The 19361-nt window shown below is 69.2% G+C and carries 18 protein-coding genes, 1 tRNA gene and 3 pseudogenes; 7 read left to right on the top strand and 15 right to left on the bottom strand.

The genetic code is table 11. The features are described 5' to 3' along the window. Nucleotides 1–73 precede the first annotated feature (73 nt). The 9 genes and pseudogenes from rpmE to AS97_RS30505 all read right to left on the bottom strand — a co-directional run bounded on the left by rpmE (nt 74) and on the right by AS97_RS30505 (nt 11502). Nucleotides 74–298, bottom strand: coding sequence for a 50S ribosomal protein L31 (rpmE, locus tag AS97_RS30545; protein WP_059147681.1), 225 nt, complete (start codon nt 296–298; stop codon nt 74–76). Nucleotides 299–443: 145 nt separating this feature from the next. Beyond that, complete coding sequence (locus AS97_RS30540; RefSeq protein ID WP_059147682.1) at nt 444–1568, bottom strand: LCP family protein; 1125 nt, start codon at nt 1566–1568, stop codon at nt 444–446. 365 nt (nt 1569–1933) lie between these two features. Next, nucleotides 1934–4087 (bottom strand): transcription termination factor Rho, encoded by a 2154-nt coding sequence (gene rho, locus AS97_RS30535; RefSeq protein WP_282615697.1) that lies wholly within the window; start codon nt 4085–4087, stop codon nt 1934–1936. A 402-nt stretch (nt 4088–4489) separates the two neighbouring features. Then, nucleotides 4490–5404 (bottom strand): homoserine kinase, encoded by a 915-nt coding sequence (gene thrB / locus AS97_RS30530; protein ID WP_059147684.1) that lies wholly within the window; start codon nt 5402–5404, stop codon nt 4490–4492. 400 nt (nt 5405–5804) lie between these two features. After that, nucleotides 5805–6923, bottom strand: coding sequence for a threonine synthase (gene thrC / locus AS97_RS30525; RefSeq protein ID WP_185929928.1), 1119 nt, complete (start codon nt 6921–6923; stop codon nt 5805–5807). A 59-nt stretch (nt 6924–6982) separates the two neighbouring features. Then, nucleotides 6983–8275, bottom strand: a complete 1293-nt coding sequence (locus AS97_RS30520; protein WP_059147686.1) for a homoserine dehydrogenase — start codon at nt 8273–8275, stop codon at nt 6983–6985. 111 nt (nt 8276–8386) lie between these two features. Continuing rightward, a complete protein-coding gene (lysA, locus tag AS97_RS30515; protein WP_059147687.1) occupies nt 8387–9778 on the bottom strand; it encodes a diaminopimelate decarboxylase in 1392 nt (463 codons plus the stop codon). Nucleotides 9779–9805: 27 nt separating this feature from the next. Further along, nucleotides 9806–10885, bottom strand: a complete 1080-nt coding sequence (gene nrtL / locus AS97_RS30510) for an ArgS-related anticodon-binding protein NrtL (RefSeq protein WP_210566010.1) — start codon at nt 10883–10885, stop codon at nt 9806–9808. A gap of 136 nt (nt 10886–11021) precedes the next feature. Further along, nucleotides 11022–11502: pseudogene (locus tag AS97_RS30505) on the bottom strand (response regulator). Between the two features lie 181 nt (nt 11503–11683). Between AS97_RS30505 and AS97_RS30500 the strand changes: the two are divergent. The 3 genes from AS97_RS30500 (at nt 11684) to AS97_RS30490 (ending at nt 12786) form a co-directional block, all read left to right on the top strand. After that, nucleotides 11684–11755 (top strand) — tRNA-Arg (locus tag AS97_RS30500). A gap of 369 nt (nt 11756–12124) precedes the next feature. After that, nucleotides 12125–12454, top strand: coding sequence for a hypothetical protein (locus AS97_RS47765; protein ID WP_236669687.1), 330 nt, complete (start codon nt 12125–12127; stop codon nt 12452–12454). Continuing rightward, on the top strand, nt 12448–12786 hold the full coding sequence (locus AS97_RS30490; RefSeq protein ID WP_086707011.1) for a type II toxin-antitoxin system PemK/MazF family toxin: 339 nt from the start codon (nt 12448–12450) through the stop codon (nt 12784–12786). Before AS97_RS47765 ends, AS97_RS30490 begins: the two co-directional genes overlap by 7 nt. A 65-nt stretch (nt 12787–12851) precedes the next feature. Here AS97_RS30490 and AS97_RS47760 read toward each other — a convergent pair. Both AS97_RS47760 and AS97_RS47755 read right to left on the bottom strand, forming a co-directional pair. Beyond that, a pseudogene (locus tag AS97_RS47760) lies at nt 12852–12998 on the bottom strand (site-specific integrase); the annotation flags it as partial. A 167-nt stretch (nt 12999–13165) separates the two neighbouring features. Continuing rightward, the gene (locus tag AS97_RS47755; protein ID WP_247204535.1) at nt 13166–14377 is read right to left on the bottom strand and encodes a tetratricopeptide repeat protein; all 1212 of its coding nucleotides are present in this window, start codon (nt 14375–14377) and stop codon (nt 13166–13168) included. A 382-nt stretch (nt 14378–14759) separates the two neighbouring features. Here AS97_RS47755 and AS97_RS47750 point away from each other — a divergent pair, with 382 nt between their 5' ends. Next, entirely contained in the window at nt 14760–15089 is a 330-nt protein-coding gene (locus AS97_RS47750; RefSeq protein ID WP_247204534.1) for a hypothetical protein, read from the top strand. Between the two features lie 490 nt (nt 15090–15579). Here the strand turns inward: AS97_RS47750 and AS97_RS30480 are convergent, their stop codons facing one another. From AS97_RS30480 to AS97_RS30470, 3 genes are all read right to left on the bottom strand, one after another. Further along, nucleotides 15580–16215: a DUF6879 family protein gene (locus AS97_RS30480; RefSeq protein WP_210566009.1), complete on the bottom strand. Its 636-nt coding sequence runs from the start codon at nt 16213–16215 to the stop codon at nt 15580–15582. Further along, on the bottom strand, nt 16208–16477 hold the full coding sequence (locus AS97_RS30475) for a hypothetical protein (protein ID WP_059147695.1): 270 nt from the start codon (nt 16475–16477) through the stop codon (nt 16208–16210). The genes AS97_RS30480 and AS97_RS30475 overlap by 8 nt, the downstream gene beginning before the upstream one ends. Nucleotides 16478–16950: 473 nt before the next feature. Beyond that, the gene (locus AS97_RS30470) at nt 16951–17313 is read right to left on the bottom strand and encodes a helix-turn-helix domain-containing protein (protein ID WP_079059746.1); all 363 of its coding nucleotides are present in this window, start codon (nt 17311–17313) and stop codon (nt 16951–16953) included. 63 nt (nt 17314–17376) lie between these two features. Between AS97_RS30470 and AS97_RS30465 the strand changes: the two genes are divergently transcribed. Then, nucleotides 17377–17796 (top strand): DUF4440 domain-containing protein, encoded by a 420-nt coding sequence (locus AS97_RS30465; RefSeq protein ID WP_059147697.1) that lies wholly within the window; start codon nt 17377–17379, stop codon nt 17794–17796. Nucleotides 17797–17862: 66 nt separating this feature from the next. Here the strand turns inward: AS97_RS30465 and AS97_RS49070 are convergent. Next, nucleotides 17863–18150 (bottom strand): annotated as a pseudogene (locus AS97_RS49070) (site-specific integrase); the annotation flags it as partial. A gap of 108 nt (nt 18151–18258) precedes the next feature. Here AS97_RS49070 and AS97_RS30460 point away from each other — a divergent pair. Together AS97_RS30460 and AS97_RS30455 are read left to right on the top strand one after the other, a co-directional pair. Further along, nucleotides 18259–18861 (top strand): hypothetical protein, encoded by a 603-nt coding sequence (locus tag AS97_RS30460; RefSeq protein WP_210566008.1) that lies wholly within the window; start codon nt 18259–18261, stop codon nt 18859–18861. A 235-nt stretch (nt 18862–19096) separates the two neighbouring features. Next, nucleotides 19097–19336 carry a hypothetical protein gene (locus AS97_RS30455; RefSeq protein WP_059147699.1) on the top strand — a complete coding sequence of 80 codons (240 nt, stop codon included), beginning with the start codon at nt 19097–19099 and terminating at the stop codon, nt 19334–19336. Nucleotides 19337–19361 lie beyond the last annotated feature (25 nt).

Below are 19361 nucleotides of genomic sequence, written 5' to 3'. Positions count from 1 at the left end.
GGCCGGTGACGACAAAACGCCGGTCCGGTCGCCCCAGGGAAGGGACGACCGAAGACCGGCGCCGTGCGGGTCGCTACTTCTTGGCGGACCCGGCGTTCTTGCCGAAGCGGGCCTCGAACCGCGCCACGCGGCCACCGGTGTCGAGGATCTTCTGCTTGCCCGTGTAGAACGGGTGGCACTCGGAGCAGATGTCGGCACGGATGGCGCCGCCGCTCACGGTGCTACGGGTGGTGAAGGAGGCGCCACAGGTGCAGCTGACCTGCGTCTCGACGTACTCCGGGTGGATGTCGCGCTTCAAGGGAATCTCCTAGGTTCGGGAGGGCACCGGGTCGACGGGCGGGATGCCTGCCGTGAACCGGGACCGACGATCCAGTTTGCCAGTACTGGCCGCATCTCCCAAAACCGGGGGTCGGGCCGGGATATTCCCGACCCCTCCCGGGAGGCTATTCGACGACCTTGCCCGCGTCGGTGGCGTCGCCCGCGGAGCCCTTGGTGGCCGAGGCGGGGACCGGCTGGTCGTCGCGGAGCGCCGTCCATATGAGCTTGGCCTTGCGCTCCATGGGCAGCACCCGGGCCGGGTTCTGCGGGTCGTACTCGACGGGCAGGGTGGTCATCTTCATGTCGCCCGAGCCGATGCCCTTCATGGATTCGGCGAAGCCCTTCAGCTTGCTCACCGAGGCCAGCTCGGAGTCGGTGGTGAGCGCCTTGGTGGAGGTGTCGGCGAGGTCGTAGAGCTTCTTCGGGTTGCCGAACACGTCGACGTGCTTGACCTGGTCCAGCAGCGCCTTGACGAACGCCTGCTGGAGCTTGATCCGGCCCAGGTCGCTGCCGTCGCCCACGCCGTGCCGGGTGCGCACCAGGCCCAGGGACTGCTCCCCGTCCAGCGTGTGCGGGCCGGGCTCCAGGTCGAGGTGGCTCTTCGGGTCGTGAATCGGGGCGGTGGTGGTGAGGTTGACGCCGCCGAGGTCGTTTATCAGCTGCTTGAAGCCGGTGAAGTCGACCTCGAGGAAGTGGTCCATGCGGATGCCGGTCATGGACTCGATGGTCTTGATGGTGCAGGCCGGGCCGCCGGCCTCGTACGCGCTGTTGAACATCGCCGCCTGCACGGCGGGCGTCTCCTGCCCGCCCTTGGTGGTGCAGGACGGCCGCTGTATGAGGGTGTCGCGCGGGATGCTGATGACGCTGGCCTTCTTGTGGCCCTTGTAGACGTGGACGATCATCGCCGTGTCGGAGCGCGATGTGCCCTCGTCCGTGCCGTACTTCGCGTTCTTGCCGGCCCGGGAGTCGGAGCCGAGGACGAGGATGTCCATCGAGCCGTTGTCGACGTCCTTGGGGCGGTCGGCACCGAGGGCGGCGTTGACGTCGACGCCGGTGAGGTTCCCGTTCAGCTTGTAGTAGAGGTAGCCGAGTCCGGCGCCGCCCAGCACCAGCACGGCGGCCAGCGTCCACACCGTGTAGAGCACGGCCCTGCGGCGCGTGCTGGGCCGCTTGCGGCGGCGGCCCGGCGTCGCGCCGCGGGCGCGGTGGCGGCCCGGCGTTACCGGTGCGTTGCTGCTGTCCTCGGCCATGTGCTCCTCAGTCCTCTATGTGCTGCCCGAGTACCCCCTGCCGTCACGGTCAGGCGTGGCGTCGCGGTTTCGCGGTTTCGCGGTGGAGTCTGCGCCTGTGTTCCGGCCCCGTATTCCGACCTGACAGATGGAAGGCCGTGCGCCAGGGTTGCATACGTGCCATGGCCGGTTTTCGCGTGGGCCGCCGGGCGCTCCGTTCGTCCCCTTCGTCCGCCTTACCGCTCTGACCTGCACTTTCGCGGGCGATAACGTGATCAGGACCGGTCCGTGGCCCGGTTTGCCGCTGTGGCTCACCTCTCACCGAATGCGGCGAGGCCCCCCGATGCGGGGGGCCTCGTCTACGGAGCGTTGCGGAAGGTATCCGCTCAGTCGCCGTTGTTGCCCGGAGTGGGCGTGGTCTTGGCGATCTGCATCAGGAACTCGGCGTTGGACTTCGTCTGCTTCATCTTGTCCAGCAGCAGCTCGATGGCCTGCTGGGAGTCGAGCGCGTGCAGCACCCGGCGCAGCTTCCAGACGATGTTCAGCTCCTCCGGCGCCAGCAGGATCTCTTCCTTACGGGTGCTGGACGGGTCGACGTCCACCGCCGGGAAGATGCGCTTGTCGGCGAGCTTCCGGTCGAGCTTGAGCTCCATGTTGCCGGTGCCCTTGAACTCCTCGAAGATCACCTCGTCCATGCGCGAGCCGGTCTCGACCAGCGCGGTGGCCAGGATGGTCAGCGAGCCGCCGTCCTCGATGTTGCGCGCGGCGCCGAAGAACTTCTTCGGCGGGTAGAGCGCGGTCGAGTCGACACCACCGGACAGAATGCGGCCGGAGGCGGGCGCCGCCAGGTTGTAGGCACGACCCAGGCGGGTGATCGAGTCCAGCAGGACGACCACGTCATGGCCCAGCTCGACCAGGCGCTTGGCCCGCTCGATCGCCAGCTCCGCGACCGTGGTGTGGTCCTCGGCCGGGCGGTCGAAGGTCGAGGAGATGACCTCGCCCTTGACCGACCGCTGCATGTCGGTGACCTCTTCCGGCCGCTCGTCGACGAGGACGACCATCAGATGGCACTCGGGGCTGTTGCGGGTGATCGCGTTGGCGATGGCCTGCATGATCATGGTCTTACCGGTCTTCGGCGGGGCCACGATCAGACCGCGCTGCCCCTTGCCGATCGGCGCGACCAGGTCGATGATCCGGGTCGTCAGCCCGCCGGCCTCGGTCTCCAGACGGAGCCGGTCCTGCGGGTAAAGCGGCGTCAGCTTGCCGAACTCCGGCCGCCCGCGGCCGGTTTCGGGCGCCATGCCGTTGACCGAGTCCAGCCGCACCAGCGCGTTGAACTTCTCGCGGCGCTCGCCCTCGCGCGGCTGACGGACCGCACCGGTGACGTGGTCGCCCTTGCGCAGACCGTTCTTGCGGACCTGGGCGAGCGAGACGTAGACGTCGTTCGGGCCCGGGAGGTAGCCGGAGGTCCGGATGAACGCGTAGTTGTCGAGGATGTCGAGGATGCCCGCCACCGGGATCAGGACGTCGTCCTCGGACACCTGCGGCTCGTTGCCGAAGTCGTCGCGGCCACGACGGCCACGGCGGTCCCGGTAGCGCCCGCGGCGGCCGCGGCGGCCGCCGTCGAAGTCGTCGTCGCTCTCGTCGGCGCGCTGCTGGGCCTGGCCGCGCCCGTCGCGCTGCTGGCGGCCGCCGCCCTGCTGGCCGTCGTCGCCCTTGCCGCGGCGGTCACCGCGCTCACCGCGGTCGCCGCGGTCGCCGCGGTCGCCGCGCTCACCGCGCTCGCGCTGACGCTCCCGGCGGTCGCCCTTCTGGCCACGCTCCTGGCGGTCACCACCCCTGGCGCCCTTGCCCTCGGCGGTGTCGACGGCGGCCTCGGCCTTTCCGTCGCCCTTGGGCTCGGTCCTGGTCTCGGTCTTGGCGGAGGCGTCCGTACGAGTCTCCGTCCTGGTCTCGACAGCGGTGGCCGTGCCCCCGGCATCGGGGGTGGTGGCGGGCGCGGTGGCGCGGCGGCGGCGGCGCTCACCGGCCGGCTGCTCATCGCCCGCGGGCTCACCGGGCTGGCCCGGGATCTCGATCTGCTGCTGGGCGACGGCCTTCTCCTCGGCGTCGGCCTTGTCGGCCTTCTCCGCCTTCCCGGCGGACTTCGAGGACTTGGCGCCGCCGGCCTTCTCCTCGGCGTCATCGCCCGTGCGGGTGCGCGAGGTGGCGCGGCGCTTGGGCTTGGTCGCGCCTTCCGCGGCGGACGGGGTGCTCTCGGCGGAGCCGGAGCCCGCGGCCTGCTTCTCCTTGATGACCTCGATCAGCTGGCCTTTGCGCATCCGTGCGGTGCCCTTGATGCCAAGGCTCGAGGCGAGCTGCTGCAGCTCGGCCAGGACCATGGCGTCAAGGCCGGTGCCCGAGCGGCGTCGCCGCGGGGCAGCGCCAGTGGCAGCACCGGTGGCGGGCGCGGAAGCGTCCGTGGCGGGCGCGTTGTTGCCGACACCGCTGTCGGAGGTGCCGGAGGCGTTCACGCCCATCAGATCGGTGGTGTCGCTCACGAAGGGTCCTTCCCTGGAGCGGGCGTCGGCCTGTCTGGCTCGGCGACCGGTTGTGCTGTCCGGCTGTGGTCCTTCCGTAACGGACCGGGCCGGGGCGGTGGTCCGCCGGGGTACGGCGGAGAGATCAATTCATGGTTCCGACACGACGGAGGATTCACTGAGATCCGCCACGCCGATTCCGGAGCGTGCTCGCTACTGCTCAGGCAGGCTGCTCAGGCAGTGGGGGAGGCTCCCGGAAGAAGGGTGGTCCCGGATGGGGACACTGAGCACTTCGCCTCCGAAAACATCCAAGAGGCATCAAGTGCAGACTTGAGGTTAACACTACCGGATCCAACAAACATTCCCCCTTTCCAAGACCGGCTATCGAGTTTTCCCGGGTCCGGGACGCCCCGGACCGGGGTGTCAGGTGAGCGGCAGGACGCTCGCCCCCCCGGCGTCGAGAGCCAGCCGGTTGGCCGCCCACCCCTCGCCCGCCAGTCGTGCGACCTTGTCGGCCGCACCGTCCTCGACCAGCGCGAGCACCGTGGGGCCCGCACCGGAGATGACCGCGGGGACGCCGTCCGTCCGCAGTCGGTTCACCAGGCTCACGCTCTCGGGCATCGCCGGAGCACGGTATTCCTGGTGCAGCCGGTCCTCCGTCGCCGCCAGCAGCAGCTCGGGACGCCTGGTCAGGGCCTCGACGAGCAGCGCGGCCCGGCCCGCGTTCACCGCCGCGTCCACATGCGGGACGGTGCGCGGCAGCAGCCCGCGGGCGGTCTCGGTGAGCACCGGCCGGCCAGGGACGAAGACCACCGGAACGATGGAATCCGCAGGGTCCATCCTGATCGCCCGGGCAGACCCCGCATCCGTCCAGGCAAGGGTGAAGCCGCCGAGCAGACAGGCGGCGACATTGTCGGGGTGACCCTCGATCTCGGTGGCCAGCTCCAGCACCGCCTCGTTGTCGAGCCGCTCGGCGCCGCCTATGGTCACCGCGCGCGCGGCGACGATCCCGGCGCAGATGGCGGCGGAGGAGGAGCCCAGGCCCCGGCCGTGCGGGACGCGGTTGGCGCAGACCACCTCGAGGCCGCGGGGCTGCCCGCCCAGCAGGTCGAAGGTGGTGCGCAAGGAGCGTACGAGCAGATGGCTCTCGTCGCGCGGCAGCGTCTCAGCGCCCTCGCCGGCGATGTCGACGTGCAGACCGGAGTCGGCCACCCGGACCACCACGTCGTCGTAGAGGCCCAGGGCCAGGCCGAGGGCGTCGAAGCCGGGACCGAGGTTGGCGCTCGATGCGGGGACGCGCACTCGGACGGCGGCGGCGCGGAACGCTGGACCGGCCATCGCTCGATGACTCTCCTTGTGGTTACGTGCGATTGCTCGAAGAGGTACGGAACACCGCGGGGGCCGCGACACGTACGGCGACGCCGCGCAGAGGCGAGCGCTCTGCGTCGGGGCGGATTCAGTACAGCTTATCGAAGGAAGGTTCTGTGGCGACATAGGGCGCACGGGAGGCGCACGATGCGTGTCGCGCCCCCTGCAACCATCCGCGACCACTCTACTGGGTCGCCGCGCGCGCCCTCGCGCTGCTCTGCCACCACTTGAGTGGATCTTTAGAGAATGACCTGGAGGAGGCCCGGCGAGCCGCGGGGCGGCGGCCCGCCGAAACCCTCATCGCCCCAGGTCGCGGCCCCGATCCGGGCCGGGCGGGACCATGCCGTGCCGAGACCCGCGCGGGGCCGGATCAGACCAGCCCGAGCCGTACGGCCGCGGCGTCCGCGTCCACCGGGACCACGACCGGCTGCGGCGCTCCCGCCACCGCCCAGTCCGGGTCCTTGAGCCCGTTTCCGGTCACCGTGCAGACGATGCGCTGGCCGGGGTCGACCAGCCCCTGCTCGGCCGCCTTCAGCAGGCCCGCCACGCTCGCCGCGGAGGCGGGCTCCACGAAGACGCCCTCCTGCGCGGCGAGCAGCCGGTAGGCGGCGAGGATCTGACGGTCGGTCACCTCGTCGATGAGACCGCCGGACTCGTCGCGCGCCTGCTCGGCGAAGGTCCACGAGGCCGGGTTGCCGATGCGGATGGCGGTGGCGATGGTGCTCGGCTCCTTGACCGGCTCACCGCGCACGATCGGCGCCGAGCCGGACGCCTGGAAGCCCCACATCCGGGGCGTACGGGAGGCGCACGGCTCGCTGTCGGCGAACGGCGCCGCGTACTCCTTGTAGCCCTTCCAGTAGGCCGTGATGTTGCCCGCGTTGCCGACCGGAAGCACATGGATGTCGGGCGCGTCCCCGAGCATGTCCACGATCTCGAAGGCGGCGGTCTTCTGGCCCTCGATACGGGCCGGGTTGACCGAATTGACCAGCGCCACCGGGTACTTCTCCGACAGCCCGCGCGCCAGCGTCAGGCAGTCGTCGAAGTTGCCGTCGACCTGGAGGATCTTCGCGCCGTGGACGAGGGCCTGGCCCATCTTGCCCAGCGCGATCTTGCCCTGCGGGACCAGCACCGCGCAGACCATCCCGGCCCGTACGGCGTACGCCGCCGCGGAGGCCGAGGTGTTACCGGTGGAGGCGCAGATGACGGCCTTGGCGCCGGCCTCCTTGGCCGCGCTGATGGCCATCGTCATCCCGCGGTCCTTGAACGACCCGGTGGGGTTGGCGCCCTCGACCTTGAGGTGGACCTCGCAGCCGGTGCGCTCGGAGAGCACCTGCGCGGGAACCAGCGGCGTACCGCCCTCGCGCAGGGTGACGACGGGCGTCGTCTCGCTCACCGGGAGACGGTCGCGGTACTCCTCGATGATGCCCCGCCAGCCGTGCCACTGGCGGGTGCCGGACATTCGAGGCCCGGCGTCGGCGATTGCGTTCATGATTTCCCTTACTCTCCGCTCACCCTCTGTTCGGCCTCAGCGCGGCCGCTACCCGGCCTCTACTCGCCCTCGACCCGCATGATGCTCGCGACATCGCGGACGGTGTCGAGCCGGCGGAGCGACTCCACGGTCGACGACAGCGCGGCGTCGCTCGCGCGGTGGGTCACGACGACGAGGGACGCCTCGCCGTCCTTCCCCTGCTGGCGGACCGTATCGATGGACACGCCATGCTCGGCGAAGACTGTGGCGACCTGTGCGAGAACTCCCGGTTTGTCGGCGACGTCCAGGCTGATGTGGTAGCGAGTGATCACATCGCCCATCGGGCTCACCGGGAGCCTGCTGTACGCGGACTCCCCTGGTCCGGTGGTCTCCGCCAGCTTGTTGCGGCAGGCGGCGACGAGGTCGCCGAGGACGGCCGAGGCGGTCGGCGAACCGCCCGCGCCCGGTCCGTAGAACATCAGCTGCCCCGCGGCGTCGGCCTCCACGAAGACAGCGTTGTACGCCTCGCGGACGGAGGCGAGGGGGTGGCTCAGCGGAATCATCGCCGGATGCACCCGCGCGGTGACCGAGCGGCCGTCGGCGGCCCGCTCGCAGATCGCGAGCAGCTTGACGGTGCAGCCCATGCGCTTGGCGGAGGCGATGTCGGCGGCGGTCACCTCGGTGATGCCCTCACGGTGCACATCGTCGAGGGTGACCCGGGTGTGGAAGGCGATCCCGGCGAGGATCGCGGCCTTCGCGGCGGCGTCGAAGCCCTCGACATCGGCGGTCGGATCGGCCTCGGCGTAGCCCAGGGCCGTGGCCTCGTCCAGCGCCTCGCTGTAGCCGGCGCCACTGCCGTCCATCCGGTCCAGGATGAAGTTGGTGGTGCCGTTGACGATGCCGAGGACGCGGTTGACCTTGTCGCCGGCGAGCGACTCGCGCAGCGGCCGCACCAGCGGGATCGCCCCCGCGACCGCGGCCTCGTAGTAGAGGTCCGCACGGCGCTGCTCGGCCGCGGCGTGCAGCGCGGCGCCGTCCTGGGCGACCAGCGCCTTGTTCGCGGACACCACGCTCGCGCCGTGGTCGAAGGCGGTGGTGATCAGGGTGCGGGCGGGCTCGATCCCGCCGATGACCTCGACCACCACATCGATGTCCCCGCGTTTGACCAGGGCCGTGGCATCGGTGGTCACCAGCTCCGCCGGCACCCCTTCCCGGACCCGGCCGGGGCGCCGCACGGCGATCCCGGCCAGCTCGACCGGGGCCCCGATGCGCGCCGCGAGATCGTCCGCCTGCGTCGTCATGATGCGCGCCACCTCTGAGCCGACCACTCCACAGCCCAGCAGCGCCACTTTCAGCGGACGCGTACGCATCATCCGACCTCGTTTCTCATCCATCGCGTTCATGCATCAGCGCGTTAGTGCACCAGTCTCAGGCACTGGACGGGATTTCCTGTCCCAAGTCCAGTATCCGAGATCCTTTTCTCGCTAGCCGACATCGAGCCGCAGGAGATCTTCCTCCGTCTCGCGCCGGACGATCTCGCGCGCCTGCCCGTCCCGTACGGCGACGACGGGCGGCCGGAGCGCGTGGTTGTAGTTGCTCGCCATCGACCGGCAGTACGCGCCGGTGGCGGGGACGGCGATCAGGTCGCCGGGCGCCAGATCGGCGGGCAGGAAGGCGTCCCGTACGACGATGTCGCCGGACTCGCAGTGCTTGCCGACGACGCGGGAGAGCATCGGCTCGGCGGTGGAGGTGCGGGAGACCAGCGCCACGGAGTACTCCGCGTCGTAGAGCGCGGTACGGATGTTGTCGGACATCCCGCCATCGACGCTGACGTACGTCCGCAGCCCCGGCAGCTCCTTGACCGTGCCCACCTCGTAGAGCGTGAACGCGGTCGGCCCGACGATCGCCCGCCCCGGCTCGACCGACAGCCGCGGCACCGCGAGCCCGGCCGCGTCGCACTCCCGGTGGACGATGTCGCGCAGCGCCTTGGCGATCTCATGCGGCTCGCGGGGGTCGTCCTCCGAGGTGTACGCGATGCCGAGGCCACCGCCGAGGTCGATCTCGGGCAGCTCGACGCCGTGCTCGTCCCGGATTTCCCCCAGCAGCCCCACGACCCGGTGCGCCGCGACCTCGAATCCGGACGTGTCGAAGATCTGCGACCCGATGTGCGAGTGGATCCCGATGAGTTCCAGCCCGTCGAGCTTGAGCGCCCGCCGTACGGCCTCGGCGGCCAGCCCGCCCGCGAGCGGAATGCCGAACTTCTGGTCCTCGTGGGCGGTCGCGATGAACTCGTGGGTATGCGCCTCGACACCGACGGTGACCCGGATCTGCACCCGCTGGCGCTTGCCGAGCCGCGTGGCGATATGCGCGACCCGTGCGATCTCCTGGAACGAGTCGAGCACGATCCGCCCGACGCCCGCCGCGACGGCCCGCTCGATCTCGCCGGTGGACTTGTTGTTCCCGTGCAGCGCGATCCGCTCGGCGGGCATCCCGGCGGCGAGCGCGGTGACCAGCTCCCCGGCGGAGCACACGTCGAGGTTGAGCCCCTCCTCGGTCAGCCAGCGCACGACGGCGCGGGAGAGGAACGCCTTCCCGGCGTAGAACACGTCGGCGTCCTCCCCGAACGCCTCCCGCCAGGCCCGGCAGCGGTCCCGGAAGTCGGCCTCGTCGAGGAAGTAGCCGGGGGTCCCGAACTCCTCCGCGAGCGTCTTGACGTCGATCCCGCCGACGGTGGCGACGCCGTCGGCGTTCCGGCCGACGGTATGGGACCACACGCGGGGGTCGAGCTGATTGAGATCGGCGGGCGGCGCGGCGTAGTGCCCCTCGGGAAGGACATCGGCGTGACGGGGCCCGGCGGGATGGGCGGAACGGCTCATGCTGTCTCTGCTGTCTCTCTCAAGGTCTTACAGATGATCGGGTGCGCTGATGCCGAGCAGGTGCAGGCCGCCGGCGAGCACCGCCCCGGCGGCATCGGCGAGGGCCAGCCGGGAACGGTGGACGGCCGAGGGTTTGCGCTCGCCGGACTCGCCGGACTCGCCGGAGGGGAGCGCCGGGCAGGCGTCATGGAACCGGAAGAAGCCATCGGCGAGGGCGACGAGCTGCCGCGCGAGCCGATCGGGCGCACGGTGCCGGGCGGCGGCCTCGAGGGTGCGGGGGTAATCGGCGAGGAGAGCGAGCAGGGCGGCCTCGGCGGGATGGCGGTAGGCACCGGGCTCGGCGGGCGCATCGTGGGGCTGGGGCTGGGGCTGGGGCTGGGGCTGGGGCTGGGGCTGGGGCTGGGGGATGATGCCGAGCTGGCTGGCGTTCCGCATCAGGGCCCGGGTGCGGGCATGGGCGTACTGAACCCGGAAGAGGGCGTTGTCCTCGCGCTGGGAGAGCAGATGGGCGGGGTCGAGATCGGGCAGATCATGCCCGGCGGGCCGGAGCAGCGCCCAACGGGCGGCATCGGGCCCGAGGCGGGTGAGCAGATCACGCCCGGAGACCGGAACGGCCCGCACGACGGGCCCGTCACCGGGAACAACGACTCCCTCGGTGGCATCGACAAGCCCCCGCACCACATGAGCGACCAGCGCGGCCCGGACCTCATCACCGGCCCCGAGCGGAACCGACACCCCGGCGAGCGCATCCCCATGCCCGTAGCGAAGCCCCTGGGAAAGGACGGCCCCTACGAGCTGAGCATGGGAGGTGCCCTCAAGGGTGATGTTGAGGAACCCAGGAGCAGCGACATCAACGCGGGCGATCCCGGGGGCGAGAACAAGCCGCCGCCGCAGAATCTCGGCAATACCGAGCGCATCCCCCTCCCCCTTGCTCCCCCTGGCCCCTCTGGCCAGCAGCAGGGCGACATTGGTGGCGTAATCCCCACACCCAGGCCGAGGAGGGGTCCGCACCTTCACCCGCTCCGGCACGGCAACGCACAGCTCGTCGTCCTCAACGGCACGACGCACGGTGTGCAGCACAGTGCGGGAGAGCTGGGCGGGAGTCACGGGACCAGCGTATGGGAGGAGGGGGGTACGCAAGCGAACCGGTTTCGCCCATCGGACGAGCGCACGGGGCGCACCGACACGAGCCAAAGCCGAGACCCCCAGCCCGCAAGCGACGGAACGGCCCTGGGGCCCACCACTACCCGGTGGGCCCCACAACCGGCTCGGCATCACCAGGAGCCGCCGCACCGGCCGTCCCCTGCCGCATCAGCCTCCGCACGAGCTCGACAAGATCGACGGGCTCGAAGGGTTTCGCGAGGAAGGCATCGACGCCCAGCGCCTTCCCGCTGTCCATCTCGTACTGCGTACACGCACTGATGATCGCGACGGGCACATGACACGTTCGAGCATCAGCGCGCAGCCTCGACGCCGTATGCAGCCCATCGAGTCTGGGCATCACGACATCGAGAGTGATCACATCGGGCCGCACCTGGTGAACGATCTCCAGGCACTCGGCACCATCGGCCGCGGTCACGACCTCGAAGCCCTCCAGCTCGAGGTTGACCCTGATCAGCTGCCGGATGACCTTGTTGTCGTCGACGACAAGGACCCGGCCGGACAAGCCAGGCACACCCTGAAGAGTAGGCGCGCAGCCACGACCGCGTCCGGGTTTTCCCCACTTCCGCCCCGTGCGAGGGACCTTTCCCCAAGACCCCTGCACCCCCACCTCCACATGCGGTATACGCCCCTCCGCTCCCGCCTCCACTCCCCGACCGCCGCCTCCCGATAAGCGTTCATGACCACCCTCTGCGAGCTGATAGTGTTCTACCTGTCGCCGCGAGACAGCGGCGACAGACGCAAGCCCCCGTAGCTCAGGGGATAGAGCAACGGCCTCCGGAGCCGTGTGCGCAGGTTCGAATCCTGCCGGGGGCACTCGCCAGTCAGCCCGCACGAATCAAGCGCTGACCAGGGCGGATGCCGACATCAGAGAGCGGGAGTCAGTCTCACTGACTCCCGCTCTCTCTCGTTGTCTCTCACTGTTCACGCACCATCTGCGATACGCGCGACACACCTCCGACACACTCCGGAGCCTGCGCCTCCAGCAGCGCTGACCAACCCAACCGTGCCGCCTTGACCAGCCGGACCGCGCCCCTGACACTTGGTGTAAGACATCTGTACTACGGAGCCAGGGAAGGAGGAACGATGACCCCTGAAACCCGAGGCAAGAAAGCCAAGCCAGCGGTACCCCGCACGAAGCGAGGCGAGGCAGGCGTTACACGCGGCAGGACCACCAAGACCCCCGTGACCAGCAAGACCACGGAAACCACGAAGTCTGATCAGTACCTTGGCCTACTCCGCTCAGGCAGCCACTCCCGTTCTACCGAAGTGGCTCAAGTCAGGCTGAGGCCCGACGAAATGGCAGACCTGCGACTGGTGATGCAGTCCCTCAATCTGCCATCGATCTCCGATGCGCTTCGAGAAGGACTCCGCTTGCTCTCACGTGAGGCAGCAGAGGTGGCAGCCTCTGAGGAGATTCGAACCTTCTACCAAGGGGCTCCCGCACCGACTCCCGCAGGTGTGCTGCCTGCCACGGCAGAGGAGCTGGCAGCAGGGGACGAAATCGAGTGGTGAACCCTGGCACTGCATTGCGCGGTGAGGTCTGGGGATGCGTACTACCAAGCCCTATTGGTGCACATCCCGTAGTCATTCTCACGGTCAATCGCATTGCCGAGCCACTATCGGCGGTGACGGTTGCCGTGGTCACGGGAACGTCTGGACCTGCCGCTACTCACCTCCCCATTGGCTCTGAATGCGGCGTTACCAAGTACGACGAGTCCTACGTCAACTGCACCGACCTGCACACAGTCGACAAGTCCAGGCTCCGTAGGCGTCTCGGACTGCTGGATCCGGTCGAGATGAGGCAGATCGAGGACCGCGTCCGCGTGATCTTAGGACTGTCCTAGGGCAGTCTCAATGCTGGAAGGGCGGTCCGAAGAATCGGACCGCCCTTCCAGCATTTGCACCGTCGCTACACGACGTCGCCCTCCTCCTCCAATGCCTTTGCGATCTTCACATTGGCCGCTTCCTCGTGACCGTCAATGCAACCGTGGTACCGGCGGTGGATCACCTCCGGCGAGTTGCCGACACGACGCGCAACCTCTGCGATCGGGACCCCATGTGGTGTGCGTCGAGCCCTACAAGAGCGTCCGCCCGCCGTTGTCCAGCTGTACCCCGCCGGGGAGCGTGGCCAGCGCACCCGAGCCCAGGCTGCTACTGCGACATCCCCATGGGGTCTTCGGCTGATCAGCGCCGGACACCATCCGGAACGGTCAGCCCCTGCCCTCAGCTTGTTTCTGCCAACCGACGTTCGATGGCCTCGCGCACCGCTACCGCTCGTGGGTCACTGAAGTCTGCGATGAGTCTCAGCGCCTCTGCCCAGTGCCGACGGGCGGCCTCCGGGTTTTCGCCGAGTACGGCCGAGGCCAGGCCATCCAGGGCCAGGGCCTGGTGCCACTCATCATCGAGATCGCGATGCGTCGAGGCAGCCTGGCGGTGGAAGTCGGCCGCCTCGGCATGACGCCCGAGTCGGCGGTAGACCTCGCCGACGCCCTGCCAGGCCAGCGCCTCTCGGCTGCGGTCGGCGAGGCGTCGGTGGAGTGTGGCGGAGCGCTGGTAGGAGGTCAGGGCCTCGGCGTACTGGCCGTTCGCCTGCCGGGCATCGCCCAGGGTCAGCAGCCAGAAGCCCTCCAGGCGCAGGCTACGGAGGTTGAGGGCGATGTCGAGGGCGGCCTGGGCCGAGGCCAGGGATGCTTCGATATCGCCCTGCTCACGCTGGACGTCGCTCAGCACGCGCAGGATGTTGCCCTCGCCACGCTGATCGTTGAGGGTCCGGTGCGCTGCAAGGGCTTGGTCGATGGCGGTTGCCGCCTCCGGAAGCCGCCCGGCGCGGTAGTGGGTGGTCGCAAGGTTGGACAGCGCAGTGGCGGCCCAGTGGGCGGCGTCCTGCTCGTGGAAGGCGGAAATGGCTTGCTCGAAGTGGCGGGCAGCGGTGTCGAGTCGTCTGGCGCGGAGGTGGTTCAGTCCGATCAGGTTGAGTGAGCGGGCTTCGCCAAGGCGGTCGTCCAGGTCGCGCCGGATCGTCAGCGCGTTCTCGTGGGATTCGAGGCTCTCGGCCTGGCGGTTGATGCGGGTGTAGGCCATGCCGAGGTAGGTGTGGAGTGCGCCTTGTGCGGCGCGTTCTCCCAACCGTTCGGCTGCCTCCAGGCCGATGCGGCCCACAGGCGGCCAGCTTGTGCCCGAGGCGGAGGGGAACTGGGCGTTCCACAAGACTGTGGCCAGCTGCCAAGCCAGTCGGTCCTGCCCGGCGTCGGCCGCCGTACGGACAGCCTGGAGGAGGTTGGCGTGCTCCCGCTCGGCCCAGTCCACGGCAGCGTCGTAGTCGGAGAACGTCAGCGGGCTGACGTCATCCGGGGCAGGCGTGAGGGGCACACGGTCCTCGGCGGGGTTGATCCAGCCCTGCGCGGCGTCGGCGGTGTGCAGGTACCACTTCAGCACGCGGCCTAGAGCTGCCTTCCGCTCGACCGGGGGCTCTTCGTGCTGGGCTTGGTCGATGGCGTAGGCACGCAGAAGGTCATGGAACTGGTAGCGGTCCGGGGCGGTCTGTTCCAGGAGGTGTGCGCCGACCAGAGAGTCCAGCAGTTGCCGGGATCGACTGATGCTGGTCGACCCTGCCAGGGCCGCCGCGGCCCGCAGCCCGAACTCGGGTCCGGGATGCAGGCGGAACAGGCGGGCGGCCTGCTCGGACAGGGCGCGATAGGACCACGCGAAGACGGTGCGGACGGCTTCGGCTTCCTCGTCGTCGCCCGTGCTCAGGGCGTCCCAGAGGGACGATTCGGCACCCAGGTCGGCGATCAGGTCGTCCAGCCGCAGGTGGGGGGTGGCTGGCGGCGCGTTCCGCGGCTATCCGCAGAGCGAGCGGAAGTCGTGCGCACAGCCGGGCCAATTCGGCGAGCTTCCGTTCGTCATCGACCGGCCGGTATCCCGCGGTGACGACGCGCAGCAGGGCAACCGCCTCCGGCTCCGGCAGCACACCGAGCGTGAGTCGGCGGGCCCCGTCCCGGACCGCGAGGCCGGACAGGCGGCTGCGGCTGGTGACCAGCACCAGGCTGTGTGCGCTCCCGGGCAGCAACGGCCTGACCTGGCCGACTGTGGCCGCGTTGTCCAGGACGACCAGTACCCGACGGTCGGCCAGCAACGAGCGGTATAGCGCGGCTGCCGCGTCGAGATCCTGCGGTACGGCTTCGGGCTGGACACCGAGCGACGTCAGCAAGCGGTGCAGGGCCTCGCGGGCCGCGACCGGCGCTCCGGGGTCGTAGCCGCGCAGATTGGCGTACAGCTGACCATCCGGGAAACGCTCCCGGACCTGGTGGGCCCAGCGCAGTGCCAGCGATGTCTTTCCGGCGCCGGCGGTGCCGGCGATCACGTATACCGAGACCACGAGCGGACCGCCGTCCTCGGTGGTGAGGACGGCGTTCAACTGGCCCAGCTCATCGGTTCGGTTGACGAATCCGCCCACGTCGGCTGGTAACTGGCGTGGGACAGGGCTGGAGGAACTCCCCGCGTCAGGTGTGCCCTGCGCGTGGAAGTGGATGCCTCCGTGCACACTTCTCGCCTGGACGACGTCACGTGAGGATCCCGACAGCTCGGAGTGGGTGCTACCGAAGTGCTCGTCCTTTCCGTCTGGCGATGTGATCGGCCTACTCCCTTCCCGCGCCCAGCGTCGGCGGCTCAAGGGGCGCCACCTCACGGTCGAAGTAGGACATCACCTCTTCACCCACCGCGTAGAGCGCCTTGATGTAGTTCTCCCAGCGCTCGACGAGGTCACGGTCGGTGTAACGGATCGCGCCGTTCGCAACTCCTGCTTCGGTGTACAGGACTTGGAAGAGGGTGCGGCCGCCCAGCACCACCACTTCCGGAAGCGGGCCGGTGTCCTCCGAGGCCGCCACCTGCGCGGCGGGAACGACCCTGATCCGCTGCCCGTACTCCGCACGCTGCCGCTGGGAGTGGAGTTCCCACCGCACATACGGCGTCAGTGGCTCCTCGACCACCCGCACACGGTGAAAGGCATACCCTCGGCGCTCGTCCTCCTGGGCGGTCGCCGCCAAGGTGTCGCGCCGGTCGGCGAGGAGGCGAATCGCCTCATCCCAGTCACCCCGACGCAGGGCGTCCCGGCTCGGACTGCCCTGCTCCTCGAAGTGCTGTCGGCGCTCCAGCTTCCAGGAACTCCCGTCACGGACCGCGTCCTCCCGTTGCCGGAAGTCCTCCTTGTAGGCGGTGCGGGTGAGCCGATCGCCCTGCTCGGGAACGAGAACGGGGGCGAGGAGGTCAAGCATCGGGGATGTCCTTCTTGGCCGCGCTGAGCATATTCCCTGGGATGACGACCAGCCGCTCGTCCGGAGCGAGGTGCACACCCTGCGGCAGGCGGGAGCCGTAGAGGGCTGTCAGATCCCTGCCGATCACAGCCACATCACCGTTGTCGAGCTGCCAGATGTCCGGACACTCGTCATTGCCGTCGGAGTTCCCGAGCTCTTCGGCCGACTTCCCCAGCCGACGGTCGAATAACGCGGACGGGTCAGCCTCCCAGCCACGGGCCATGTCTGCCTCCGGTCGAGGTGGTCGAGCACGCTGTGGCTACCCACTGTATCCAGGACCACACCCATAGGTGAGGGGGTCGCCCCATGCCGGAGCCGCCGGGCTGGTGGGACGGAAGCCATCAGGGGCAGCGCCCGTGCGGTCGGAGAGCCGGTCGGTTACGTGCGCGCTCGGGGCACCGGCACCGGGAAGGTCGTCTGGATCACCAGCTCACCGCCCATCAATGGCTCGGTTCGCCCCCATTTGCTGCGTCCCCTGCCGAGGCGCCCCTTATGAGGTGCCTGAGACCCCGTGAACAGCGGAAACGCTGAGTGCGGGGTCTTTTTGCCCGTGCAGCCACGTGCCGTCCGGAGCGGTTGCATGTCGGGGTCTGTCGACGAGGCGTGGACGGGATCTTGGAGCATCACCGCAGGTGGGATGACTGGGTCCGGCGAGAGGGCTTCGCGCACGGCTGCTCTCAGCCCGCTGTCTTGTACTCAGGCTTCCGCCCCCCAGTCCCACAGAGCCTGGAGGACAGGGCCGAGGCGGTGTCCACTCGGGGTGAGCGCGTAGCGCACTCGCGGCGGCCAGCCCGGTCGGCGGTCGCGCTCGACGACGCCGGCCTCGCCGAGCTGTGTCAACCGGTCGGACAGCACCTTGTCCGACAACATGGGCAGGGCCGTGCGCAGCTCGCTGTAGGAGCGGTCGCCGCGCAGCAGCTCTCGAACCACCAGGGTCGTCCAGCGGCCGTGCAGGGCCGACAGTGTGATCTCCACGGGGCACTCGGGGGTGGGCTCAGTGACATTCGCGAGCGGGTCGTCGGGGAGCCCTGCCGGGTAGCCAACCGTTCGGTGAGTCACGCGATCGTCTCCTAACGTGTCGGGCACTTGGATTCTCCCGGCCCGGAAGGACGTCTGTCGATCATGCGAGAACTGGCCGATCGGCCCGAAGAGGTGCCCGCGGTGTTCGCCGAGCGGTTCAACAGCGGCGACGCCACCGCGCTGGCGCAGGTCTACGAGGACGCGGCGGTGCTGGTCCCGCAGCCGGGAACACCGGCGACCGGCCCGGACCTGCACGCCGCCAACGGCCGCCTGCAGAAGCTCGGAGTTCCCATCTCGGTCCGTCCGCGGCACGTGTACCGCACCGGAGACCTGGCGCTGCTGATCGTGGACTGGGTCATCGACGGGACCGACCGGGAAGGACAGGCTGTGCACGTCGAGGGCACTGCCACCGACGTCGCCCGGCAGGGTCCGGACGGCCGTTGGCGGTATGTCATCGACAACCCCTTCGGCACCCGCGCACAGCAACTCCTCACCGAGGACACTGTGGAACCAGCGTTCTGAGTAAGGCACCTGGAAAACACTGAGGCCCCTGGTGGACGCCAGGGGCCTCGGACACGGCAGGCGGGGTCACTCGTACTCGCAGAGCAGGTCCTCGATGCGACGGTTGGCGACGTCCTGCCGCCCATCAAGGCACTTCGCGTACCGGGTCAGCAGGACCTCAACCCTGTTGCCGGCGCGCCCGGCAACCTCCGTGAGACCGACTCCCGCATTGAGCCATGTCGACAGCGCCGAGTACCGAAGGCCGTATGGCCTACGCGCAAGCCGCGAGGACGCAACGGCCGACGGAAGTGCCAGCACCCGCGCCTCCTGCCACACCCGGTAATACGTCGAGGACGGGACAATCGAGCCCTTCTCGCCTGCACAACAGTTCACCAGCGCACATATCAGATATACGGTTTGTGATCCACAGCATGGGTCCGCCGCGGCACTGCGGACCGACCGGAAGAAGAAGGCGACCTCCTCATGGGCACCAACTGGGCCCGGACGCGGCGCATGGTTCTGCGCAAGCGGTTCTGCGAAGAGGAAGTCGAGCGCTTCGCGCAGGAGCTGGGCTGGCCGAGGCGCGAAACGGACCAGGCAGACCCCGAGGAAGGCATCGCCTACCACGTCTTCTGGGCACCGCCCGGAGCCGCGCTTGCGCTCCACTACACGGAGGACGACCTTGCCAGGGACAGCTACGTGACAGTGATCGGTAAGAATGCAGAAGCGGTCCACGGAGCCCAGGAGCTGGTCGAACCACGCTTGAACACCTGGCCGTTGGCGGAACTGCTCGCGGAAGTGGACGGCGCCTCCACGCCAGTCTCACTGGCTCGGGCCGTGCTCCGCGCCGGACTCGGCGCTCCCCACGAGTTCGATGAGACGTTCTTCGCAAGGATCAACGCCGCATTGCACCACTCTGATCGGCGGGCACGGGAGACCGCGGTATGGGCGGTCACCTTCTCGCCGTACGCCGAATACCGCCCCGCGCTCACCACGATCCGGGAGAGCGATGAAGATCCCGGGCTGCGCGACCACGCCGAGATCCTCCTCGAAGGCTTCGACGAGATCGGGAGCCAGGAACAGTGACCCGCGGCGCGGACTCCCCGAACCCATCCGCTCCGGCATAGTCGTCGCTGCTGGCTGCACCGTGCAGCCAGGGCTGTACGCAAAGGTGAGAGCCTTGTGGGGGCCACAGCCCACAGGGGCTGGCAGACTGCATACCCGGTCGAAGGACGCATGCCGAATTGCCCCGGAATCCACGCTCTCCACGGACGGATGGGGATTTGATGGGCCGAGGACGCGGTTCAAGGGGACATACGCCATGACTGCCCGTCCCGCAGACGACCTGTTCCTGGTCGGCGACACCCACCAACGCATCTACACGAACCAGGTGATGCTGGGCAGTCTGGGCATAAACATCCGTGGCCGCTCCTCGAAGCAGCGGGCGCGGTCCCTGCTGTTTGTGGCGGCCGCCCGGGCACGCGACACGGTGGATCTCTTTGGGCAGGGGACCCCCAGCCCATTTCTGAGTTCCTCGCTGACAGACGCAGGGGAACGCTGACGTTCTCAAGGTGGCGATCCGGCCA

The sequence above is a fragment of the Streptomyces sp. AgN23 genome (genome assembly GCF_001598115.1).
GTDB lineage: Bacteria > Actinomycetota > Actinomycetes > Streptomycetales > Streptomycetaceae > Streptomyces > Streptomyces antimycoticus.
This window is presented reverse-complemented; position numbering and strand designations above follow the sequence as displayed.

What these genes read in the sequence shown, in the direction of transcription:
- AS97_RS30520 (WP_059147686.1), bottom strand. Translation starts at nt 8,275, where the DNA reads ATGATGCGTACGCGTCCGCTGAAAGTGGCGCTGCTGGGCTGTGGAGTG.
- AS97_RS30455 (WP_059147699.1), top strand. Translation starts at nt 19,097, where the DNA reads ATGACTGCCCGTCCCGCAGACGACCTGTTCCTGGTCGGCGACACCCAC.
- thrB (WP_059147684.1), bottom strand. Translation starts at nt 5,404, where the DNA reads ATGGCCGGTCCAGCGTTCCGCGCCGCCGCCGTCCGAGTGCGCGTCCCC.
- AS97_RS30540 (WP_059147682.1), bottom strand. Translation starts at nt 1,568, where the DNA reads ATGGCCGAGGACAGCAGCAACGCACCGGTAACGCCGGGCCGCCACCGC.
- lysA (WP_059147687.1), bottom strand. Translation starts at nt 9,778, where the DNA reads ATGAGCCGTTCCGCCCATCCCGCCGGGCCCCGTCACGCCGATGTCCTT.
- thrC (WP_185929928.1), bottom strand. Translation starts at nt 6,923, where the DNA reads ATGAACGCAATCGCCGACGCCGGGCCTCGAATGTCCGGCACCCGCCAG.
- AS97_RS30475 (WP_059147695.1), bottom strand. Translation starts at nt 16,477, where the DNA reads ATGGCCCGTGGCTGGGAGGCTGACCCGTCCGCGTTATTCGACCGTCGG.
- AS97_RS30480 (WP_210566009.1), bottom strand. Translation starts at nt 16,215, where the DNA reads ATGCTTGACCTCCTCGCCCCCGTTCTCGTTCCCGAGCAGGGCGATCGG.
- AS97_RS30465 (WP_059147697.1), top strand. Translation starts at nt 17,377, where the DNA reads ATGCGAGAACTGGCCGATCGGCCCGAAGAGGTGCCCGCGGTGTTCGCC.
- AS97_RS30460 (WP_210566008.1), top strand. Translation starts at nt 18,259, where the DNA reads ATGGGCACCAACTGGGCCCGGACGCGGCGCATGGTTCTGCGCAAGCGG.